Raw genomic sequence first — 17531 nt, forward strand, 5'->3', positions numbered from 1 at the left:
CATGACATGATGAACAGACGTCAACTGCTTGGGGCCGGCGCCGCGGGTGCTGCGCTGGTGTCCAGCCAGGCCTGGGGCAAGACCGTGAACATGGGCCTGCCCGAAGCCGCCAGCATGGACAGCGCGGCAACCCAGCCGCCGCTGTCGCCCTCCACCGGGCCGGACTACAACCCCGTGGTCACCCTGAACGGCTGGACGCTGCCGTTCCGGATGAACAACGGGGTGAAGGAATTCCACTTGGTCGCCGAACCGGTCGAGCGGGAGCTGGCCGACGGCATGATCGCGCATCTGTGGGGCTATAACGGCCAGTCCACCGGCCCCACCATCGAGGCGGTGGAGGGCGACCGGGTGCGGATCTTCGTGACCAACAAGCTGCCCGAACATACCTCGGTGCATTGGCACGGGATGATCCTGCCCTCGGGCATGGACGGGGTCGGCGGCCTCAGCCACCCAGGCATCCCGCCGGGCAAGACCTTTGTCTACGAGTTCGACCTGATCAAATCCGGCACCTTCATGTACCACCCGCACGCGGATGAGATGGTGCAGATGGCGATGGGGATGATGGGCATGTTCATCGTGCATCCCAAGGACCCGGATTTCATGCGGGTGGACCGGGACTTCCTGATCATGCTCAACGCCTTCGACATCGACCCAGGCTCCTATGTGCCGCGGGTGATGGAGATGACGGACTTCAACCTGTGGTGCTGGAATAGCCGGATCTTCCCGGACATCGACCCGCTGGTTGTGAACCAGGGCGACCGGGTACGGGTCAGGACCGGCAACCTGACCATGACCAACCACCCGATCCACATGCATGGTTATGATTTCGAAGTCACCTGCACTGATGGCGGCTGGGTGCCCGAAAGCGCACGCTGGCCGGAGGTGTCGATCGACATTCCCGTCGGCGCCATGCGCGCCTATGAGTTCGACGCGGTGCATCCGGGCGACTGGGCGATCCACTGCCACAAGTCGCACCACACGATGAACGCGATGGGCCATGACGTCCCGACCTTCATCGGCACCGACAAGCGCAAGCTGACGGGCCAGATCCGCAATCTGCAGCCCGAATACATGCCGATGGGCACCGCCGGCATGGCCGACATGGGCGAGATGTCGATGCCGCTGCCCGACAATACCGTGCCGATGATGGCTGGCTGGGGCCCGTACGGGCCGCTGGAGATGGGCGGCATGTTCTCGGTCGTGAAGGTGCGCGAAGGCATCGATGCAAACGACTACAGCGACCCCGGCTGGTACGAGAACCCGCCCGGCACCCAGGCCTATGAGTGGACCGGCGAACTGCCGGACTTTGCCCGCGCCGAAGACGCGCAGACCCGCATTACCCCAAAACCAACCGCCAAAGGCTGAACGGCCTCAGGCACCCACCCAAACCTCACGAGGAGACAGACATGAACAAGATCCTTTCCGCAGCCCTGATTGGAGCTCTATCCGCTGCGCCGGCCCTTGCTGGCGGCACCCACGGCGGCGGCCATGGCGGCATGGAAGTGGGCAAGCCCGGCGATGCCGCCCATGCGGACCGGGAAGTCGCCGTGACCATGAAGGAAACCGATGACGGCGAGATGCTGTTTGAGCCGTCGAGCTTTTCCTTTGCCAAGGGCGAGACGGTGAAATTCGTGATCACCAACGCCGGCGAGCTGGAGCATGAGTTCGTGCTGGACACGGCAGAGCGCAATGTCCACCACAAGGAGCTGATGGCCAAGATGGAGATGGAGCATGACGACCCGAACTCGGTGCGTCTGGACCCGGGCGCCAGCGGCGAAGTGGTCTGGACCTTCTCCAACGCCGGCACCTTCGAGTTCGCCTGCCTGATCCCCGGCCACTACGAATCCGGCATGCACGGCCCGGTTGCCGTGCTCGAAGGCAGCGGCGGCACCTTCACCGCGGGAACGGTCAAGAAGGTCGATCCCAAGTCCGGCAAGGTCACCATCATCCATGAGGAGCTTGTGGATCTGGACATGCCGGCGATGACCATGGTGTTCCGGGTCGCCGATGACACGATGCTGGAGCAGCTGAAAGCCGGCGACGCCATCGAATTCGTCGCCGAACGGGTCAAAGGCAAACTGACCCTGACCGCCCTGAAATAACCGGTGGCGGAGGCCGCCCGCCGGCCTCCGCCTTTTTCAAACCCCAGCGGTCCCAGCCAGCGCCCAGGAGCAGAAAAACACTTACTTTTCGGCGCCGCTGGTGAACATCAGACAACAGGCAATCATTCCCGCGATGCTGGATCTGCATTCTCTCACACACGACGCCGCGGGCGCTTTCGGGTTCTGGTATGATGATACCGCGCCCGGATGGCTGCACCCGGTGATGCATCTGGTTCTGGTGCTGGCGCCCGCGCTGCTTGTGCTGACCCTGGCAGGTCAGGCCGCCTGGCTGCTGCGCCAGCGTTTTCTGCGGCGGGCGGCACCGTTTACGCCACCCCAGTTACCGGCAGGCGGTCTGGAGCCGGGACTGCCACGCCATATCCTGCGCACGACCGGTAAGCAGCAGACGGTCCTAGTTCTGCTCAGCCTCAGCGCGATGCCGATCCTTTACCTGACCCTGGAATTGCCAAAGCAGATCGTGAACCGGGTCTTCGAAAGCGGAGACGCCGCGATTCCGGTCCTGAGCTTCGAGGTCTCGCAGGTCTCGCTGCTGTTTCTGCTCTGCGGCGGCTATCTGGTCGCGATTTCGCTCAACGGGCTCAACAAATACTGGCTGAACATCCGCAAGGGCCGGGTGGCTGAAAGCTTCGTGCGCCGGCTGCGGCTTGCTGTCTACCGCCAGTGGAGGCAGGATCAGCCCGCGCAGCGCCAGCCTGCCATCATGCCGGTTCTTGGACCCGAGGTTGAACCTGTCGGCGGCTTTGCCTCTGAACTGCTGACCGTCCCGCTGCTGCAGGGCGGGACGCTGGCGACGATCCTTCTGTTCATGTTTGTGCAGGACCCGATCCTTGCGGCGGCCGCCCTGACGGTGCTTCCGCTGCAGCTGATCATCGTGCCGCAGCTGCAGCGGCGGGTGAATGCGGTGTCCCGCAAACGGATCCGCGAGATGCGCCTGCTGGGTGAGAATCTGGACCGGGACATGCGGGCTTCGGGGCAGGGCGCGCTGCCGGTTGCGCGCAGTTTCCGGCAGCTGCAGGACCTGCGGCTGCAAATCCACCGGCTGAAGTTCCTGGCCAAGGCGATCAACAACTTCCTGACCGCCCTGACCCCGTTCCTGTTCTACTCCTTGGGCGGCTATTTCGTGCTGCAGGAGCGGGTTTCGCTGGGCGCGCTTGTGGCGATGCTGTCGGCACACAAGGAGTTTTCTTCGCCGCTAAAGGATCTTTTCCGTTTCTATCAGCAAAGCGAGGATGTGCGGATCCGCTACCAAGAGATCCGCGCCTTCGCATCCGGCTCCCGCGGGGAGCCCGGACCGGCGGAGGCCAGCCAGCATCAGTATGGCCCGAACCCGGCTCACGGCAATTCATTCACCTATGAAAGAAAGAGACCCTCATGAATAAGATTCTCGCCATCCTCGCGGCCGCAGCCGTGGCAGCGGCGGCGGCCTATTTCGTCTACAGCAGCGCCGGCGGCAACGATGCAACTGCGCAGCGCGCCGTTCCGGAGCCCGGCGCCCCGCTCGCCGAGGTTCAGCTGCCGCCGGACCTGAGTGAGGCCGCAAAGATCGGCAAGCGCGCCTTTGACGCGGTCTGCGCCGACTGCCACGGTGACAATGCCGCGGGCCGCAACGGCATGGGGCCGCCGCTGGTCCACAAGATCTATGAACCTTCGCACCATGGCGACGCCGCCTTCTTGCTCGCAGTCCGCAACGGCGTGCGCGCGCATCACTGGGATTTCGGAAGCATGCCTGCTCAGCAGGGGCTGACCGATGGCGACGTCAAAGGCATCACCCAGTACGTGCGGGAGCTGCAGCGTGCCAACGGCATAAATTAATTCGCCGGATGGCCAGGTCAGAGGCAATGTGGATGTGGGATCAAGGTGCGGCCTCCCCGGCCAGCCGGTCAAGTTGTTTAAGCACCGCAAACTGCGCAAGAGCGGCGGTGATGGCCGCCGCAAAAACCGCGGGCGTGGCGATCAGGCTGGCGAGGATGGCGCCCAGCAGGGGTGAGAGGGCGGCAGGTGCAGCGAAGGTGTTGAACCACGCTGAATAGGCGGGACGCCGGTCATCGGGCGAGATTTCCATGAGAAAGCTCAGGTAGCTGATGGTCACGCCATTCATCATTGCGCCGATGACAAGATAAAGCGCCGCAAAGCCCAAAATTCCCGCTCCGGCGGCGAGCAGGGCAAGCATGAGGGCGGGCGCCATGAGGCGGAGGAACGTCACGCACCACAATAATGGCAGTTTGCCCATGCCGTCGCCGATGCGGCCCCAAAGCGGGTTCGAGACCAGTGCTCCTGCGGTCTGCGCGGCCAGGAGCGTGCCAACCCCGGCCAGCCCGATCCCGCTTTCACGTGCAGCTACGATGTAGAAGGGCAGCGCCATCAGCGTGGCGGAGCCAAGCCAGTGAAAGATCAGAAACAGGCGGAACGCGCGGTTCTGCCGGAAGGTGACCAGCCCCTCGCGCAGAAAGTCAGCCGCTCCCGCGCTCCGGACGGCGGGACGCCTGCCGGGCGATGAAGGCGGCTCTCCGGCCGAGACAAACAGTGCTGAGGATAGGAACATCAGCGCCGAACCCAGCGCAAACATGAACGCATAGGCCTGCAACGGGGGCATCACTTCGAGGGCCAGACGCAGCGCCCCCGCGGCGGCGATGGCGAGCAGCCCGCCACCGAAAAACCGCCACGCCAGCATCCGGCTGCGGCGGTTGGAGGGGATCGCACGCCCTACGATATCGTTGTACGGAACCGCAACGACGCCGCTGACAAAAGCATAGGCCGTCCAGAGCGCAAGAAAGCCAGCGGCGAGCGGCTCCGGCGGCCAGTCAACTTGCGGCCAATCCGCTCCACGCCAGAGCAGAAGCGCGATGGCTCCGGCTGCTGCAGCCCGGCCAAAAGCACCAAAAACATAGAACGGCATCCTGCGCTTGGCGCGTTCGGCGAGGTATCCCACCGGCAGCTGCGGCAGAAGCCATCCCAGCCGCAGCACGGCGCTGGCATAGCCGACGGCCAGCGCGCTGCCTGTCAGCATGTGGGTCAGGCTGGCTACAACTGTTGCGCTGTCCACTGCCGCGGATCCGCCCTGAAAAGCCGCGCCCGCACCGGCAATCCGCCAGAACCCCCGCCGGCGTACGGCTTCTTGCGCTTCATGGCCCGGCATTGCCTGTCTCCGCCTTTACACGGGCATGGCGGATGTCGAGACCCGATTGCCAAAGCACAACAAGCCCGATGCCGACCACAAGAATAATCGTGAGGATATAGCTGAAAAGGATCATCAGAAGCGCAGGCTCGTCAGCAACCCCAAGCGCCTTGAGCGCAAAGCCCGCACCGAACACAAAGCCCGCCGGGATCCGCACGAACCGCCCGAGGACCATGGCAAAGCCTGAGAATACCATCAGAAAGAGGTAGTCCCAGGGCCTCAGGAGCACTCCCACCGCAAGTCCCGCCCAAAGGAAATGCGTCGCCGCCACCAGCTTGCCCGCGACGGCCGCGATGATAGCCGCGATGCGCCGCGCGCGCGCCCTTGGCCAGACGATGCCCGCGCCTAGCGATGCCCGCAGCCCCGGACCGCTCGCGCCCATGCGTTCGGTGATCCAGTCGAAGAGACGGCAGATCAGCGGTTCCTCGCGGTTGAAGAGGTCACGGAAACGAAAGAGCACCCAGAGCAGCCCGCCGAAGAGCAGCAGATTCAAGGCACCCGCAACGCTAAGACCGAGGCGCAGATCCCCCTCAATCTGCGGAATGCGCCCTGCGGCAGCCACCGCTCCGGCAAAAAGCGCGAACACGACTCCGTCGAGAAACCTGGCGATGACTGCTGTCGAAAGCACCGTGGCCATTTTTAACCCGTGCAGGCGCGCGACCAGCCAGGCCCGCACCAGCGGGCTGACGCCCAGCGGTACAAGCACGTTCACGCCGTACCCAGCGAGCAGCGCACCTGTCAGTGGCAACGAACCGACCGGTTTCACATCAAAGAGGATTTGCCGCCACTTCCAGCCGCTTAATACCTGTTCAAGCAGGATCGTGGCCGCCAGCACAGATAGCCAAACCGGGTTGGCCTGGCGCAGCCCGTCAAGGAAGCGTGCGAAGTCAAGGCTCCCGTACAGCCGGAAGATCAGCCAGAGCGCCAGTGCTGCACCCAAGACAGGAAGAAGCCAGCGTTTGATGAAAGGTCCCATGCAAATCCCGCTTGCCGGATATGCTACCCTCTGTATCATGGTACGGAGTCAATGGTTGATCCTGAGAGGAGGCTGCCATGGCAACTCTGACGATTGGAAAAGCCGCTCGTTCGGCGGGGATCGGAGTGGAAACTATCCGTTTCTATGAGCGCAAGGGGTTGATCCGCCAGCCGCCGCGGCCAACCGCTGGCGGTCCGCGGGACTATGGCGGCGGAACGCTGCAGCGGCTCAGGTTCATTGCGGGGGCCAAGCGGCTCGGCTTTTCGCTGGCAGAGACCGCCGGCCTGCTCGCGCTTCTGGAAGCGCCCGGCGCGAGCTGTAAGGACGTGCAGGCGCAGGCAAAAGCCAAGCGCGGCGAAGTTCAGGCCAAAATCGAAGGTTTAATCCGCATCCGGGATTCGCTTGACCGCCTCCTTGGTGCTTGCCCTGGAAAGGGAAGTCTTGCGGACTGCGCGATCCTCGAGGCGATTGAGAGTGCTGAGAACTCAGGAGGCACTTCCTGACAAGAGTACAAGTTGATGACGATGGTATGATAACTGGCTGTCAGGGACGGAAGCAGCTTCGCTGCCGCAGCGGATGAGTGCTTTCGTCAATGCCGTTCTCTGCCCGCCCTTTCCTGAATATGTTGACGGATAACCTAACTGGTAGAACAAAACGTTTTGAGGACTATGAGCGCCGCCCATCGGCTTCGTGCCGGAATGGGTGGCAATGCGCTGTGCAATGAATACATACTTCAGCATCAATATGCCTGCCTGGAAATTTGTCCGCAACACATTGGTTGTCAGTTGTGCAGGCCTGTTTCCGCTACTGCTGCTCTATATCGCCCTCACGCCGGGCTTCGGGGCATTGCTTTTGGAAAGTGGGCCCGCGTTCAGCCGGTTTCTGCGGCAGGTCGTGACAAATGGTGTACCTGTTGTATTTGCCGTCAACTACGTGAGCTTCTTTCTTTTTGCCGTAAGTACCGCCAAGCAGCGTGAAGCAGCCATGCAGGCCCGTATCCTCCTGATCGACCTGCCTGCAAGGGTCGTCATTTTCGTCCTGTTGCATGGAGTAATATATTTCATTTCGGCTGACTGGTTCGGCTCGTTCGGAGGGGATCACTGGCAGGCGTTGCAGGTGGTTGGGCCCACACTTGTCCGGTCCGCCTTCTTTGAGAACATTTCCGGTGTTTACCTTTACGCGACGCTGGTCAGCGCCTTGCCCCTATACGCAACAGTGATCGACAGCAGTCTTGAAAGGTGCTCCAGGCGATGGGAATGGCTGCGCGGCTTGGTATGCAAGCTGCCGGGCAAGCTCGGGCCGATCCTGCTTGCGCTGGTTTTCTTCGCAATATTCACGCTTGCTTTGACGGGTGCCGCAGCGGTGATCATGAATCTGCAATCGGTTTGGATCTGCAGCGGATGAGACCCGTGGCGCTATGGCGGGCGGGGCGGGCCCGGGCGGTGGCGGGCAATACTGCAACGGCTGGCAGCGCCGCCGCAAATGTGAACGCCGCGCTTGATGAGTGACCCGCCCCGAGTTTGCCTGTGGCAGCGGATCAGCGGCGCGGCGTTCATGCCCCGAAACCGGAATTTCGGGGCTTCTGGCGCGGCTTCAATGCCGCGCCGGTCAATTCGGCATGATGGCACCGATTGCGTACATTCCGTCAGCGCCCTTGAACAGCATAAGGGTGACTTTGTCGCCGGGTGCGACGTCTCCCATGATCTGCGCGCCGGCCTGCAGTGGCAGGTCCATCGTCATGCCGGGCCAGCCGATTTCGGGAATCGGGTCGTGGCTGACATTTGCGGAACCCTCGCTGATCGCGTTGAGGACGGCGGTGGCGTGTACTGCACCCTCGATCTGGCTCTCGCTCATGTGCATGCCGGAGTGATCCATGCCGTGGGTTGTTTGCGCGAAAGCACCGCTGGCGCAGAAGGCCAGGACAATGCTGGAGAAGGTGAGGTTCTTCATTGGTTTTCCTCTCATGGGTCAGAATTTGGTGCGTTTCATTCGGCCGGAACGGCCGCTTCGTCTGCTGCTGGAGGGGCGCTGATCTCACGATTGACGCGCCGCAAGGCCAACCGCTTCCAGATGACGAAGATTGCGGGGATGACGAAGAGCGTCAGCAGCGTCGCCGTGACCATGCCTCCGACCATCGGCGCCGCAATGCGCTGCATGATTTCCGATCCGGTGCCGTGGCCGTACATGATCGGGATCAGGCCGGCGAAAATCGTCGCAACCGTCATCACCTTGGGACGGACGCGCAGCAGTGCCCCTTCGAACACGGACTCCTCGATGTCGAATGGCGTCAGGCTTCGGTTTTCCGAGATCGCAAGTTTCTTCCTCTTTTCCCAAGCCAGGTTGAGATACAGGAGCATCACGATCGCAGTTTCGACGGCGACACCGGCCAGCGCAATGAAACCCACCAGCACGGCGACTGAAATGTCGAAGCTGAGGTACCACAGGAACCAGACCCCGCCTGCCAGAGCCACTGGCAGCGCGGCAAGGATGATGCCCACCTCGATCACGCGGTTGAATGCCAGGAACAGCATCAGCGTGATGAGCAGAAGTGTGGCAGGTGCCACCAGTGTCAACCGCTCTTGCATCCGCTGAATGTATTCGTACTGGCCCGACCAGGTGATAGAGTAACCTGGCGGGAGCGCTACCTCATCCGCGACGCGGGCGCGTGCCTCAGTCACGTAGCTGCCAAGGTCTCGGCCAGCGATGTCGATGAAGACGAAGCCGGTGCGCCGGGCGTTTTCGGACCGGATCATGCCCGGGCCGTCAACGATGCGGACCTCGGCAAGGGCACCAAGGGGGATGTGCGCCCCCGAGGGAGTCACAACCGGCAGACCCTGAAGGCGTTCAGGGCTGTTTCGCCATTCCTGCGGATAGCGCAGGTTGATCGGGAAGCGTTCGAGGCCCTCGACCGTTTCCGAGACCTGCATGCCCCCGATCGCTGTCTGCACGACATCCTGAACGTCACGCACGCTCATCAGGTAACGCGCGGCGGCTTCGCGGTTGACATCGATTTCGATGAAACGCCCGCCCACGGGCCGTTCGGCATAGGCCGATGCCGTGCCCTCGATCCCGGTCACGGCACGTTCGATTTCAACCCCGATCCCTTCGATGACAGAGAGATCCGCACCCGATATCTTCACCCCCACAGGGGTCTTGATACCGGTCGCCAGCATGTCGATCCGGTTCTTGATCGGCTGAATCCAAACGTTTGTCACCCCCGGCACCTGAACCGTGCGGTCGAGTTCCTCGCGGATCCGTTCCATCGTCATTCCCGGCCGCCATTCGGACTCCGGCTTCAACTGGATTGTTGTCTCGATCATTGTCAGGGGCGCGGGATCGGTCGCCGACTCGGCGCGGCCCAGCTTGCCGTGGACCGTCTTCACCTCGGGCACCGTTGCGATCAGCCGGTCTGTCTGCTGCAGGATCTCGCGCGCCTTGCCGATGGACACGCCCGGATACAGAGACGGCATATAGAGGAAGTCGCCCTCGTTGAGTTCCGGCATGAATTCGGTGCCTATCCGCTGAAGCGGCCACCACATCGAGGCGACCAGCGCCACCGACAGCAGCGTTGTTGCCCAGGGCCAGGCAACCGCGGCGTCGAGAAACGGGCGATAGGCCCAGATCACCATGCGGTTAAGCGGGTTTTTGTGTTCCGGCATAATCCGCCCGCGCACGAAGTACCCCATCAGGACCGGAACCAGAGTAATCGACAGGATCGCCGCCGCGGCCATAGCGTAGGTCTTGGTAAAGGCCAGCGGTTTGAAAAGCCTGCCTTCCTGGCTTTCCAGCACGAAGACCGGGAGGAAGCTTACAGTGATGATCGCCAGAGAATAGAACAGTGCAGGCCCCACTTCGGACGCGCATTCGCCGACGATTCGCCATCGGTTCTGATCGGTCAGCTTTTCCCGTTCCAGCCTGCGGTGCATTGCCTCGATCATCACGATCGCTGCGTCCACCATGGCGCCGATGGCAATGGCTATGCCGCCCAGAGACATGATGTTGGCATTAACGCCCTGCAGTTTCATGACAATGAAGGCCGCGAAGATCCCGAGAGGCAGAGACAGCAGGATCACCAGCGCCGAGCGCAAGTGCAGCAGGAACGCCGCACAAACGAGCACGACGACGATGAACTCCTCGGTCAGCTTGTCCTGCAGGTTGTCAATAGCGCGCTCGATGACGCCAGCGCGGCTGTAGGTAGTCACCAACTCGACGCCTTCAGGCAGGTTCGGGCGGATCTGCTCAATCCGCTCCTCGACGTTTTTGATCGTGGCAAGCGCGTTGCCGCCCCAGCGCAGGATCACGACGCCCCCCACGGCGTCGCCTTCTCCGCCGAATTCGCCAACGCCGCGGCGAAGCTCTGGGCCAAAGCGGATATCGGCGACATCTCCAAGTGTGACTGCCGCGCCTCGCTCGTTCACCATTAGAGGTGCGCGAGCGAGATCCGCCAGTTCATCGACATAACCGGTCGAGCGCACCATGAACTCGGCTTCGCCCATTTCAATGACACTGCCGCCGGTTTCCCGGTTCGCTGCCTGAATGGCGCCCCGCAGTTGCGGAAGTGTGATGTCGTAGGCACGCAGCTTGTCCGGGTCGACCACGACTTGGTACTGACGGACCATACCGCCGATGGTGGCGACTTCTGACACGCCATCGACGGTCTGCAGTTCGTACTTCAAAAACCAATCTTGCAAGGTCCGGAGCTGTGCCAGATCGTGGTTTCCGCTCCGGTCGATCAGTGCGTACTGGTAGATCCAGCCAACGCCGGTCGCGTCGGGGCCCAGCTGCGGAGACACTTCTTCAGGCAGGCGGGATGCGATTTGCCCGAGGTATTCCAGGACGCGGGTCCGCGCCCAGTAAAGGTCGGTGCCGTCCTCGAAGACAATGTAGACATAGCTGTCGCCGAAGAACGAGAAGCCGCGCACATCGCTAGCGCCAGGGACGGCAAGCATCGCGGTGGCAAGCGGGTAGGTGATCTGGTCCTCGACAACCTGCGGCGCTTGCCCAGGGTATGGGGTGCGGATGATCACTTGGACGTCCGAAAGGTCGGGGATGGCATCCACCGGGGTTTCGCGGATCGCCCATACCCCGGCAATTCCGATCATCACAGCAAGCGCAAGGATCATGAACCGGTTGACCAGGGAAAGACGGATGATAGCGGGTATCATTAGCTCACCTCCGGCACAGCTGTGATGCCGACCAGCGTCAGCGAGAAATCGGGGTTACGGCGGAACAGAAGGCCTACTCTCTCGCCGATCGGCAGGGTTGCCTGATCCAGGGTCTCATCCACCGCGAAATCCATGGTCATTCCCGGCATCCCGATCTCGGTCATGGCGTCATGGGTGATGTTCACCATGCCCCGCTCCGGATCCGCCGAGTTGATGGTGCCTGCGACTTTCATCGGGGCGATGACAGGTTCGGCATTCGCCAGCACCAGCGTCATCCCGTCGGGTCGGGCAAAGGTTAGGGTCATCTCGGTCCCAGTGGCCAATGCCGCCGGTTCCAGCTCCTCGGAGATGGGAAAGTCCATCGTCATGCCGGGCATCCCGAGTTCGGTCATCGGGGCATGGCTTATCGTCGCCGTGCGTTCAGCGGGGTCGACGGCGTCGATGGTGCCGCTGACGACGATTGGTGCCGCTGCCGCCATCTCGGTTTTCCCGGACGCCGGCGCCGCAGTGGCAGCTTTTTCCCGGACCGCGATAATGCTGAACATGCCCGCGTCGTTCTTGGCCAGATCGAACTCGACTGGTCTGTCCAGAACGACCGCCTCGGGATCCAGCCCGGCCACCTCGAACTCCATTTCCATTTCGGGCCAGCCAAGCGCCGGAATCGGATCGTGCGACACGGTCAGTGTGCCGTCCGGGTTCACCTCGTGGATCGTGCCAGTCCCCGTGGCGGCAATCCCGTCATCGGCACCGATCTCTATCAGTGCAAGAAGGTTATCCGCGCCCCGGGCAACCGTGAAAGCGATCCCGGAATCTTCGGCCAGATGATCAAGCGGCACATCTGCCCGCACTGGGAAAACGGAGGTCATTGCCGGCCAGTCGAGGCTGTCGAGGGGGCCGTGCTTGATCGTCGCCAGCCGGGTTTCGTGGTCCAGCGTGACAAGCCTGCCAGCGCCGTGCGCGGGCTCTTCGTCTGTTGGCGCCATGCGCATTAGACCGGCGCTGAGCGCGCTTTCGCTGTCAATCAGGAACTGCGCCGACGCGACGACTTCCTCACCCGGCGCGAGCCCTTGTACGATTTCAGTCCGGCCGCCCTCACCGAAACTGTCGCGCAGGCCGGATGTAACCAGCCGCGGTTTGAAGGTTCCTTCACCGGTCTTCAGAATCACGCGCTCGGCCGAACCGGTCCGGATGACCGCCTCGGACGGCACGGTCAGCGCTGTTCGTGTCCGGGACGGAACAAGACTGACGGTTCCAAACATGTTGGGCCGCAAAAGCCCCGCAGAGTTGTCGAACTTTAGCCGAACCGGCAGCGTGCGGGTTTTGGGGTCGAGTTCGGGATAGATATAATCGATTTCGCCTTCGAACGTGCGCCCGGCCAGATGCTCGAAGCGGGCGACCGCGCGCATGTCTTCGCTGAGCCGCGCGATGTCCCGCTCGAATACGTCAACGATCAGCCAGACAGTTTTCAAGTCGCTAAGTGAAACTGCAAGCGTTCCCGGCTGAAGGTACATGCCATCGGCAGCCGAAAGCGAGATCACGACGCCGTCTTGCGGAGCTTCGATCCTGATAGTCCGTGCAAGCTCGCCGCTAGCTTCGATCTCCGCAATCTGAGCCTCCGACATGCCGTGGCTAAGAAGCTTGTTCCGGGCGGCGTCGAGGATCCTGGCGTCTCCGGCCTTGACCGCGCGGACCAAATCTCCGGTCGCCGCGCTGATCACTGGCGAGAACATCTCGAACAGGACATCGCCTTTGAGCACGCGATCGCCGATGGCTCGGGTTTTTAGTTTCTCAATCCACCCGTCTGCACGGGTATGGACATGGCTCGTGCGATGCTCGTCGTACCGCACGAAGCCGACGGTCTCTATCCTCGACGATATGTCCGACATCCGTGAAACAGCGGTGCGTACACCGATTGCGTTGACCTCGGCCGGTGAGAGCGACACTTCAGCGGGATCACCTGCGGGCTCATGGCCGGCATAGACAGGGATCAGGTCCATGCCCATCGGCGATTTCCCGGGCTCGTCGCGCCGGTAGTTCGGATCCATCGGAGCAACCCAGTACAGGATCTCCGGGTCGCCCGAGGTCGGGCTTTCAGTGAGGTTGAGATATGTCCGTTCCAGAAGAACCCCGCCCACCGTTCCTGCGGCAAGGGCAAGGATGCTGAGCGCTGTGTAACGTCCGCGCATGATATCCTCCAGGCTGATCTTCCCGAAGCAGCCTACATAGTTGACAAATTACCGGCGCGTCTCATGAGCTCCGCCGGAAGCGAAATTTGTCAAACGTGCTTTGGAGGCCGGACCGGCGGCGGTGTTTCCAGGTGAACACCGAAATTACCCGCACCAGCTTTCAGGTGGAGCGAGGAGGCTGTCTGGGCTGCAGACGGGATGGCCGCGGACGGCAAGTCGGAGCTGAAGCATGAGCTGCCGATGCAACGGGAAGAAACCTGATCGTTTGCACAGCATGCAAGGTCAAGACTTTGCGATGGAGCCGCCAGGTGCAGGGAATGACCGGACCCGGAATGTGATGAGGGACTGGCTTCTTCCGCGAGGCTTTCCTGGTGCGGCATGTGCATGGCCATCGCTGACGTAAAATTCGCCGCAAAGGAGAAAGCCAGTGCGACGAGAATGATGGTCACGCGCCGTGCCAGACATATCAAGAATCTTCTGCCCACTGTCTGCATATAGCTGCGCTTTGTCTGGTTGCCAAGCTGTCCCGCTAAGGATCCTGTCTCCCAGAGTGCCGACCGCTGTCACAAACCGAGCGGCAGTTCACTTCGCGCTCTTCCAATGGGATGTGTTTCGTGAGTTGGAGCTGCTGGGGAACCTGGCGTGAGTTAGAGTGAGAAGAGGCCGCGCAAGGAACGTACCGGGAAGCTCGGTCAGATTTTGGAAGCTGGGCGTCGAGGCAAGAGTCCTTTCATTGTTACGAACAAAGCATCGGGTGCCCGCTTTTAGGATTTCGGTTTGCGCGATCCGTGATTTTCTATGCCTTTTGGGTTTGCCGTCGTTTCGTGCTGAGACTACGTGGCCTTAACGATGTGTGGGTGGAACGGGGTGTAATCTCCTCGTATGGATCTATCCGCTCGTGGTACAGGTGTTTCGGGTTTGATTTCGCTCTGTGGACACTCTCGGTGCATGCTGGAGCTGCGCAAACACCTCGCGGCTGCGACGACCATGTTTCCGCTCTCCTTCGAACCAGATCGGGCCAAAACTCGCCAGTTTGTACGCCGCCCGCAGCAAGGCCATGGATTCGCTGCCCTGGCAGGCTTTCGCACCGCTGCTTTCTCCCCCATGACCTGTTGCGCGTTGATGCGGCTCCAAGTATTGCGCTGGTTCAGCCACCGTTCACAACGTGGCACTGTCTACTTCCCATTCCGCTTTTCAGAGTTCCGCTTCGGTCTGGGTTTCGCAGAAAACCCGAAAGTGCTCTTCATCGTCCCAATCGTCTGCAACAAATTGCACCAACGAGCTCAGGTTGTCGGGATCCTGCACTGCGTCCAAGAGTATCTCAAAAGCTTCAGGGCTCTCGGCGGCATTGTAACGGGTCAAATAATGCTGGTCATTTTCGGCAATGTCTGAAGAAATCGAGACACCCCAGTTCACCTCCATATCACCATCGCTGTCTGCTTGTACGATTTTATCGACAAACAGGAACTGGGTGGACAGCCTGGCGATGGCAGATTCACGGCTACCGCACTCCCATACGTATTCAGAGAGTGCTTCCTCGCAGACCAGGTGGAGAAGATTTTCCGCGCGCATGATGCGGACAAGGTTTTCGTTCATCTGGTGGTTCACCTTTCATCCTGAATTTAGACTTGGGAGTAATGTGGGCGATGAGGTCGAAAATCCAAAGAGGCATTTGTCAGTTCTCCACAAGTCACGGGAGACATGAACCGCAGCCCCCGTTAACCTTCGAGGATCCCGCGCCGAGACCTGCTGCTGTTGCGGCAAGACCAGGGCAGGCTGCCTTTCAAGCCGGCCATTGCCCCCAGATGGCGCTTTCCCTTCTGTTCAACACAGGCATCAGGGCTCGATTAGCATGCAGGTTCCGTTACATCTTTGAAAACATTTGGTGATTGTCTTTATTTCATTGGCCGCCATACACCGAGGAGCTTGAAAATGCGATGTTCCTACCGCAGGCGGGGGCAGTGGCTCTGAAAAAAGTCATTTAAAATCAACGATGTAACGGTGTTACGCTGAGCGTTACACGCCTGTTACGGGGTTAAGTTATTGAAAATACTGGAAGTTTGTATGTATGTCTATGTATGTAACAAATAAATAGTTATATATATAAAGAGAGAAAGAGATATCCTGCCGGAGAGAGTAAGAGGTATACACTCTCCCCCGCCGTTACAGGCGTTACGGCGTTACGCTTTGTCTAAGCCATTGAAATTATTGAGGCGGTCCGTAACGCTCCAGCTCGATAAACATGAACGTAACCCCTGATATGTAACGCGGGGGTAGCTTCCCGCTGTACCGTGGCGACCAAATCACCGCCCTTCATGCACAGAGGGGATTGCGGATGTTTCCCAAGACGACGGAAGGCAGTTCTTCTGTCATCCGTACCAAGCGCACACTGCTGCAGACGCGGCATTCCCGGGTCGCCTTCCCGGAAGCGGAGGCCCGGTGAGGCGGTACAGCATACTTTGATGCTGTCGGCTGCAATGGCGTCAGCGAAGCGCAATAGGCGTGCATTACATGGTCCAGGCGCAAGTACCTATCTGCCGAAGCGCTTGCAGCGATGGCCTGCGGTTTCCACTATCGCCAGGGGATAGTCTTTCGTCTCCATGTGCGGCCTTTGGAATGCGGTTTGGTGATTTGGCGACTCTCATTGCGACCGGAGCAGGGGAGGGAATCAAATTTAGATCGATTGCCGTGAACATTGCGCGAACACGGCTGCACGGATTTTGCACGTGAATCACGTGCAGTTCCGCAAAGGTTCCCTGAAAACCGGGGAAACTCCCTGTTTTGCTGGCGCGGAAAAAAATTGAAAAAACGCCTTGTTTCTCTGGGTTGCGGCACATATACGGGTCAGCGGAGACGTGGCCGAGTGGTCGAAGGCGCTCCCCTGCTAAGGGAGTAGGCGGGAAACCGTCTCGTGGGTTCGAATCCCATCGTCTCCGCCATTTTCCTGAATTTTCAAGTGGCTGAAGAGTAACGCGACCAGGCGTCAGCGGCCGGTTGCGTCCGGGGATGCAGCTGAAAGCCCCTTGCACAGCGGTAGCCGCGCGCGGCGGAAGGCCTTGGTCCAGCCCCCGTCAGACGGTCACCCCTCTGACGGAAGAAATACCCGGCCTGCCGCGGCGGGGCTCAGAAGCGCAGGGACAGGCAGGACATGCCGCCGTCCAGCTTAGCGCAGTCGGTATTGTCGATCTCGACGATCTCAAAACCCGCGTTATCCAGCATCTCTGCGGTTCGGGGAAAGCCCGCGGCCATCAGAACCAGATTGTTGAAGCGGATGGCGTTGGCGGCAGCTTCCTCACCCTCAGCCACATGCAGAACCCGGTAGCCTTCAAAACAGCCGGAGGCGTCCAGGCGCTTGGTGGACAGGATCGTCTCCGCATCCATCAGCGAGCAGTCGGTCTTGAAGTGCAGCACGCCTTCCGGGGTGAAAACCTCGCGCAGGGCATAGCCCCATTCGGAGGCGATCTCGGCCAGTTCGGCAACGCCTGCGGCGTCGGTGCGGTCGGAGCGGCCGACCAGGATCTCCCTGCCGGTCACCAGGATGTCGCCGCCTTCGATGTGGCCGGGACCGGTGATCGCGCGGACATCGTCGTAACAGACACGGAGGGTGGGGGCCATTTCTGCCACTTCGCCCAGGCGGGAAGGCGCGCCGGGGCGCATCAGGATTGCGCCCTGGGGCAGGCAAAGGGCTGTGTCCTCGACAAACTGGGCGTCCGGGTAGGCTTCCAGGGGATCCAGTTCGATCACTTCGGCACCGGTGCTCCGCAGGGCGGCAACATATGCTGCGTGGGCCTTCAGCATCGATTCCAAGTCCGGGTTGCCAATATCCTCGGCGCGCAGGCCCTGCGCGATTGTGGAGGCAGGGCGGCGGGTGATGGCACGGGTGAACTCAAAGGCGGGGTTTCGCAT

Annotated in this window: 13 protein-coding genes and 1 tRNA gene; 7 read left to right on the forward strand and 7 right to left on the reverse strand. The window is 61.2% G+C overall.

Annotated elements, in window-relative coordinates; all coding sequences use genetic code 11:
* Positions 1 to 6 precede the first annotated feature (6 nt).
* From CAER_RS0117490 to CAER_RS0117505, 4 genes are all read left to right on the forward strand, one after another.
* Positions 7 to 1365, forward strand: coding sequence for a multicopper oxidase family protein (locus CAER_RS0117490; RefSeq protein ID WP_027236572.1), 1359 nt, complete (start codon positions 7 to 9; stop codon positions 1363 to 1365).
* A 41-nt stretch (positions 1366 to 1406) separates the two neighbouring features.
* The gene (locus tag CAER_RS0117495; protein ID WP_027236573.1) at positions 1407 to 2102 is read left to right on the forward strand and encodes a copper-binding protein; all 696 of its coding nucleotides are present in this window, start codon (positions 1407 to 1409) and stop codon (positions 2100 to 2102) included.
* 100 nt (positions 2103 to 2202) lie between these two features.
* Positions 2203 to 3498 (forward strand): ABC transporter ATP-binding protein, encoded by a 1296-nt coding sequence (locus CAER_RS28200; RefSeq protein ID WP_193747987.1) that lies wholly within the window; start codon positions 2203 to 2205, stop codon positions 3496 to 3498.
* Positions 3495 to 3935: a c-type cytochrome gene (locus tag CAER_RS0117505; RefSeq protein WP_027236574.1), complete on the forward strand. Its 441-nt coding sequence runs from the start codon at positions 3495 to 3497 to the stop codon at positions 3933 to 3935. Before CAER_RS28200 ends, CAER_RS0117505 begins: the two co-directional genes overlap by 4 nt.
* 40 nt (positions 3936 to 3975) lie before the next feature.
* Here the strand turns inward: CAER_RS0117505 and CAER_RS0117510 are convergent, their stop codons facing one another.
* Together CAER_RS0117510 and CAER_RS0117515 are read right to left on the reverse strand one after the other, a co-directional pair.
* Positions 3976 to 5052: an MFS transporter gene (locus CAER_RS0117510; protein WP_209320206.1), complete on the reverse strand. Its 1077-nt coding sequence runs from the start codon at positions 5050 to 5052 to the stop codon at positions 3976 to 3978.
* Positions 5053 to 5245: 193 nt separating this feature from the next.
* The gene (locus CAER_RS0117515) at positions 5246 to 6274 is read right to left on the reverse strand and encodes a lysylphosphatidylglycerol synthase transmembrane domain-containing protein (RefSeq protein ID WP_027236576.1); all 1029 of its coding nucleotides are present in this window, start codon (positions 6272 to 6274) and stop codon (positions 5246 to 5248) included.
* A gap of 77 nt (positions 6275 to 6351) precedes the next feature.
* Here CAER_RS0117515 and CAER_RS0117520 point away from each other — a divergent pair, with 77 nt between their 5' ends.
* Complete coding sequence (locus CAER_RS0117520; RefSeq protein ID WP_027236577.1) at positions 6352 to 6777, forward strand: MerR family DNA-binding protein; 426 nt, start codon at positions 6352 to 6354, stop codon at positions 6775 to 6777.
* Between the two features lie 217 nt (positions 6778 to 6994).
* On the forward strand, positions 6995 to 7678 hold the full coding sequence (locus CAER_RS0117525) for a hypothetical protein (protein WP_027236578.1): 684 nt from the start codon (positions 6995 to 6997) through the stop codon (positions 7676 to 7678).
* A gap of 204 nt (positions 7679 to 7882) precedes the next feature.
* Here the strand turns inward: CAER_RS0117525 and CAER_RS0117530 are convergent, their stop codons facing one another.
* The 4 genes from CAER_RS0117530 to CAER_RS0117545 all read right to left on the reverse strand — a co-directional run bounded on the left by CAER_RS0117530 (position 7883) and on the right by CAER_RS0117545 (position 15221).
* Positions 7883 to 8224 (reverse strand): copper-binding protein, encoded by a 342-nt coding sequence (locus tag CAER_RS0117530; protein ID WP_027236579.1) that lies wholly within the window; start codon positions 8222 to 8224, stop codon positions 7883 to 7885.
* A gap of 35 nt (positions 8225 to 8259) precedes the next feature.
* Positions 8260 to 11439: an efflux RND transporter permease subunit gene (locus CAER_RS0117535; protein ID WP_027236580.1), complete on the reverse strand. Its 3180-nt coding sequence runs from the start codon at positions 11437 to 11439 to the stop codon at positions 8260 to 8262.
* The gene (locus CAER_RS0117540; protein WP_036797408.1) at positions 11439 to 13625 is read right to left on the reverse strand and encodes an efflux RND transporter periplasmic adaptor subunit; all 2187 of its coding nucleotides are present in this window, start codon (positions 13623 to 13625) and stop codon (positions 11439 to 11441) included. The genes CAER_RS0117535 and CAER_RS0117540 overlap by 1 nt, the downstream gene beginning before the upstream one ends.
* 1194 nt (positions 13626 to 14819) lie before the next feature.
* Positions 14820 to 15221 (reverse strand): hypothetical protein, encoded by a 402-nt coding sequence (locus CAER_RS0117545; protein ID WP_027236582.1) that lies wholly within the window; start codon positions 15219 to 15221, stop codon positions 14820 to 14822.
* A gap of 1253 nt (positions 15222 to 16474) precedes the next feature.
* On the opposite strand from CAER_RS0117545, the gene CAER_RS0117550 reads away from it, so the two are divergent.
* A tRNA-Ser gene (locus CAER_RS0117550) sits at positions 16475 to 16564 on the forward strand.
* Positions 16565 to 16748: 184 nt separating this feature from the next.
* Here CAER_RS0117550 and CAER_RS0117555 read toward each other — a convergent pair.
* Positions 16749 to 17531, reverse strand: coding sequence for an arginine deiminase family protein (locus CAER_RS0117555; protein ID WP_027236583.1), 783 nt, complete (start codon positions 17529 to 17531; stop codon positions 16749 to 16751).

Source organism: Leisingera caerulea DSM 24564, assembly GCF_000473325.1.
GTDB lineage: Bacteria > Pseudomonadota > Alphaproteobacteria > Rhodobacterales > Rhodobacteraceae > Leisingera > Leisingera caerulea.

Excerpts from the sequence above, each read along its gene's own strand:
- CAER_RS0117495 (WP_027236573.1), top strand. The coding sequence starts at position 1,407 with ATGAACAAGATCCTTTCCGCAGCCCTGATTGGAGCTCTATCCGCTGCG.
- CAER_RS0117530 (WP_027236579.1), bottom strand. The coding sequence starts at position 8,224 with ATGAAGAACCTCACCTTCTCCAGCATTGTCCTGGCCTTCTGCGCCAGC.
- CAER_RS0117515 (WP_027236576.1), bottom strand. The coding sequence starts at position 6,274 with ATGGGACCTTTCATCAAACGCTGGCTTCTTCCTGTCTTGGGTGCAGCA.
- CAER_RS0117520 (WP_027236577.1), top strand. The coding sequence starts at position 6,352 with ATGGCAACTCTGACGATTGGAAAAGCCGCTCGTTCGGCGGGGATCGGA.
- CAER_RS0117525 (WP_027236578.1), top strand. The coding sequence starts at position 6,995 with ATGAATACATACTTCAGCATCAATATGCCTGCCTGGAAATTTGTCCGC.
- CAER_RS0117540 (WP_036797408.1), bottom strand. The coding sequence starts at position 13,625 with ATGCGCGGACGTTACACAGCGCTCAGCATCCTTGCCCTTGCCGCAGGA.
- CAER_RS0117545 (WP_027236582.1), bottom strand. The coding sequence starts at position 15,221 with ATGAACGAAAACCTTGTCCGCATCATGCGCGCGGAAAATCTTCTCCAC.
- CAER_RS0117535 (WP_027236580.1), bottom strand. The coding sequence starts at position 11,439 with ATGATACCCGCTATCATCCGTCTTTCCCTGGTCAACCGGTTCATGATC.
- CAER_RS0117505 (WP_027236574.1), top strand. The coding sequence starts at position 3,495 with ATGAATAAGATTCTCGCCATCCTCGCGGCCGCAGCCGTGGCAGCGGCG.
- CAER_RS0117490 (WP_027236572.1), top strand. The coding sequence starts at position 7 with ATGATGAACAGACGTCAACTGCTTGGGGCCGGCGCCGCGGGTGCTGCG.
- CAER_RS0117555 (WP_027236583.1), bottom strand. The coding sequence starts at position 17,531 with ATGCGAAACCCCGCCTTTGAGTTCACCCGTGCCATCACCCGCCGCCCT.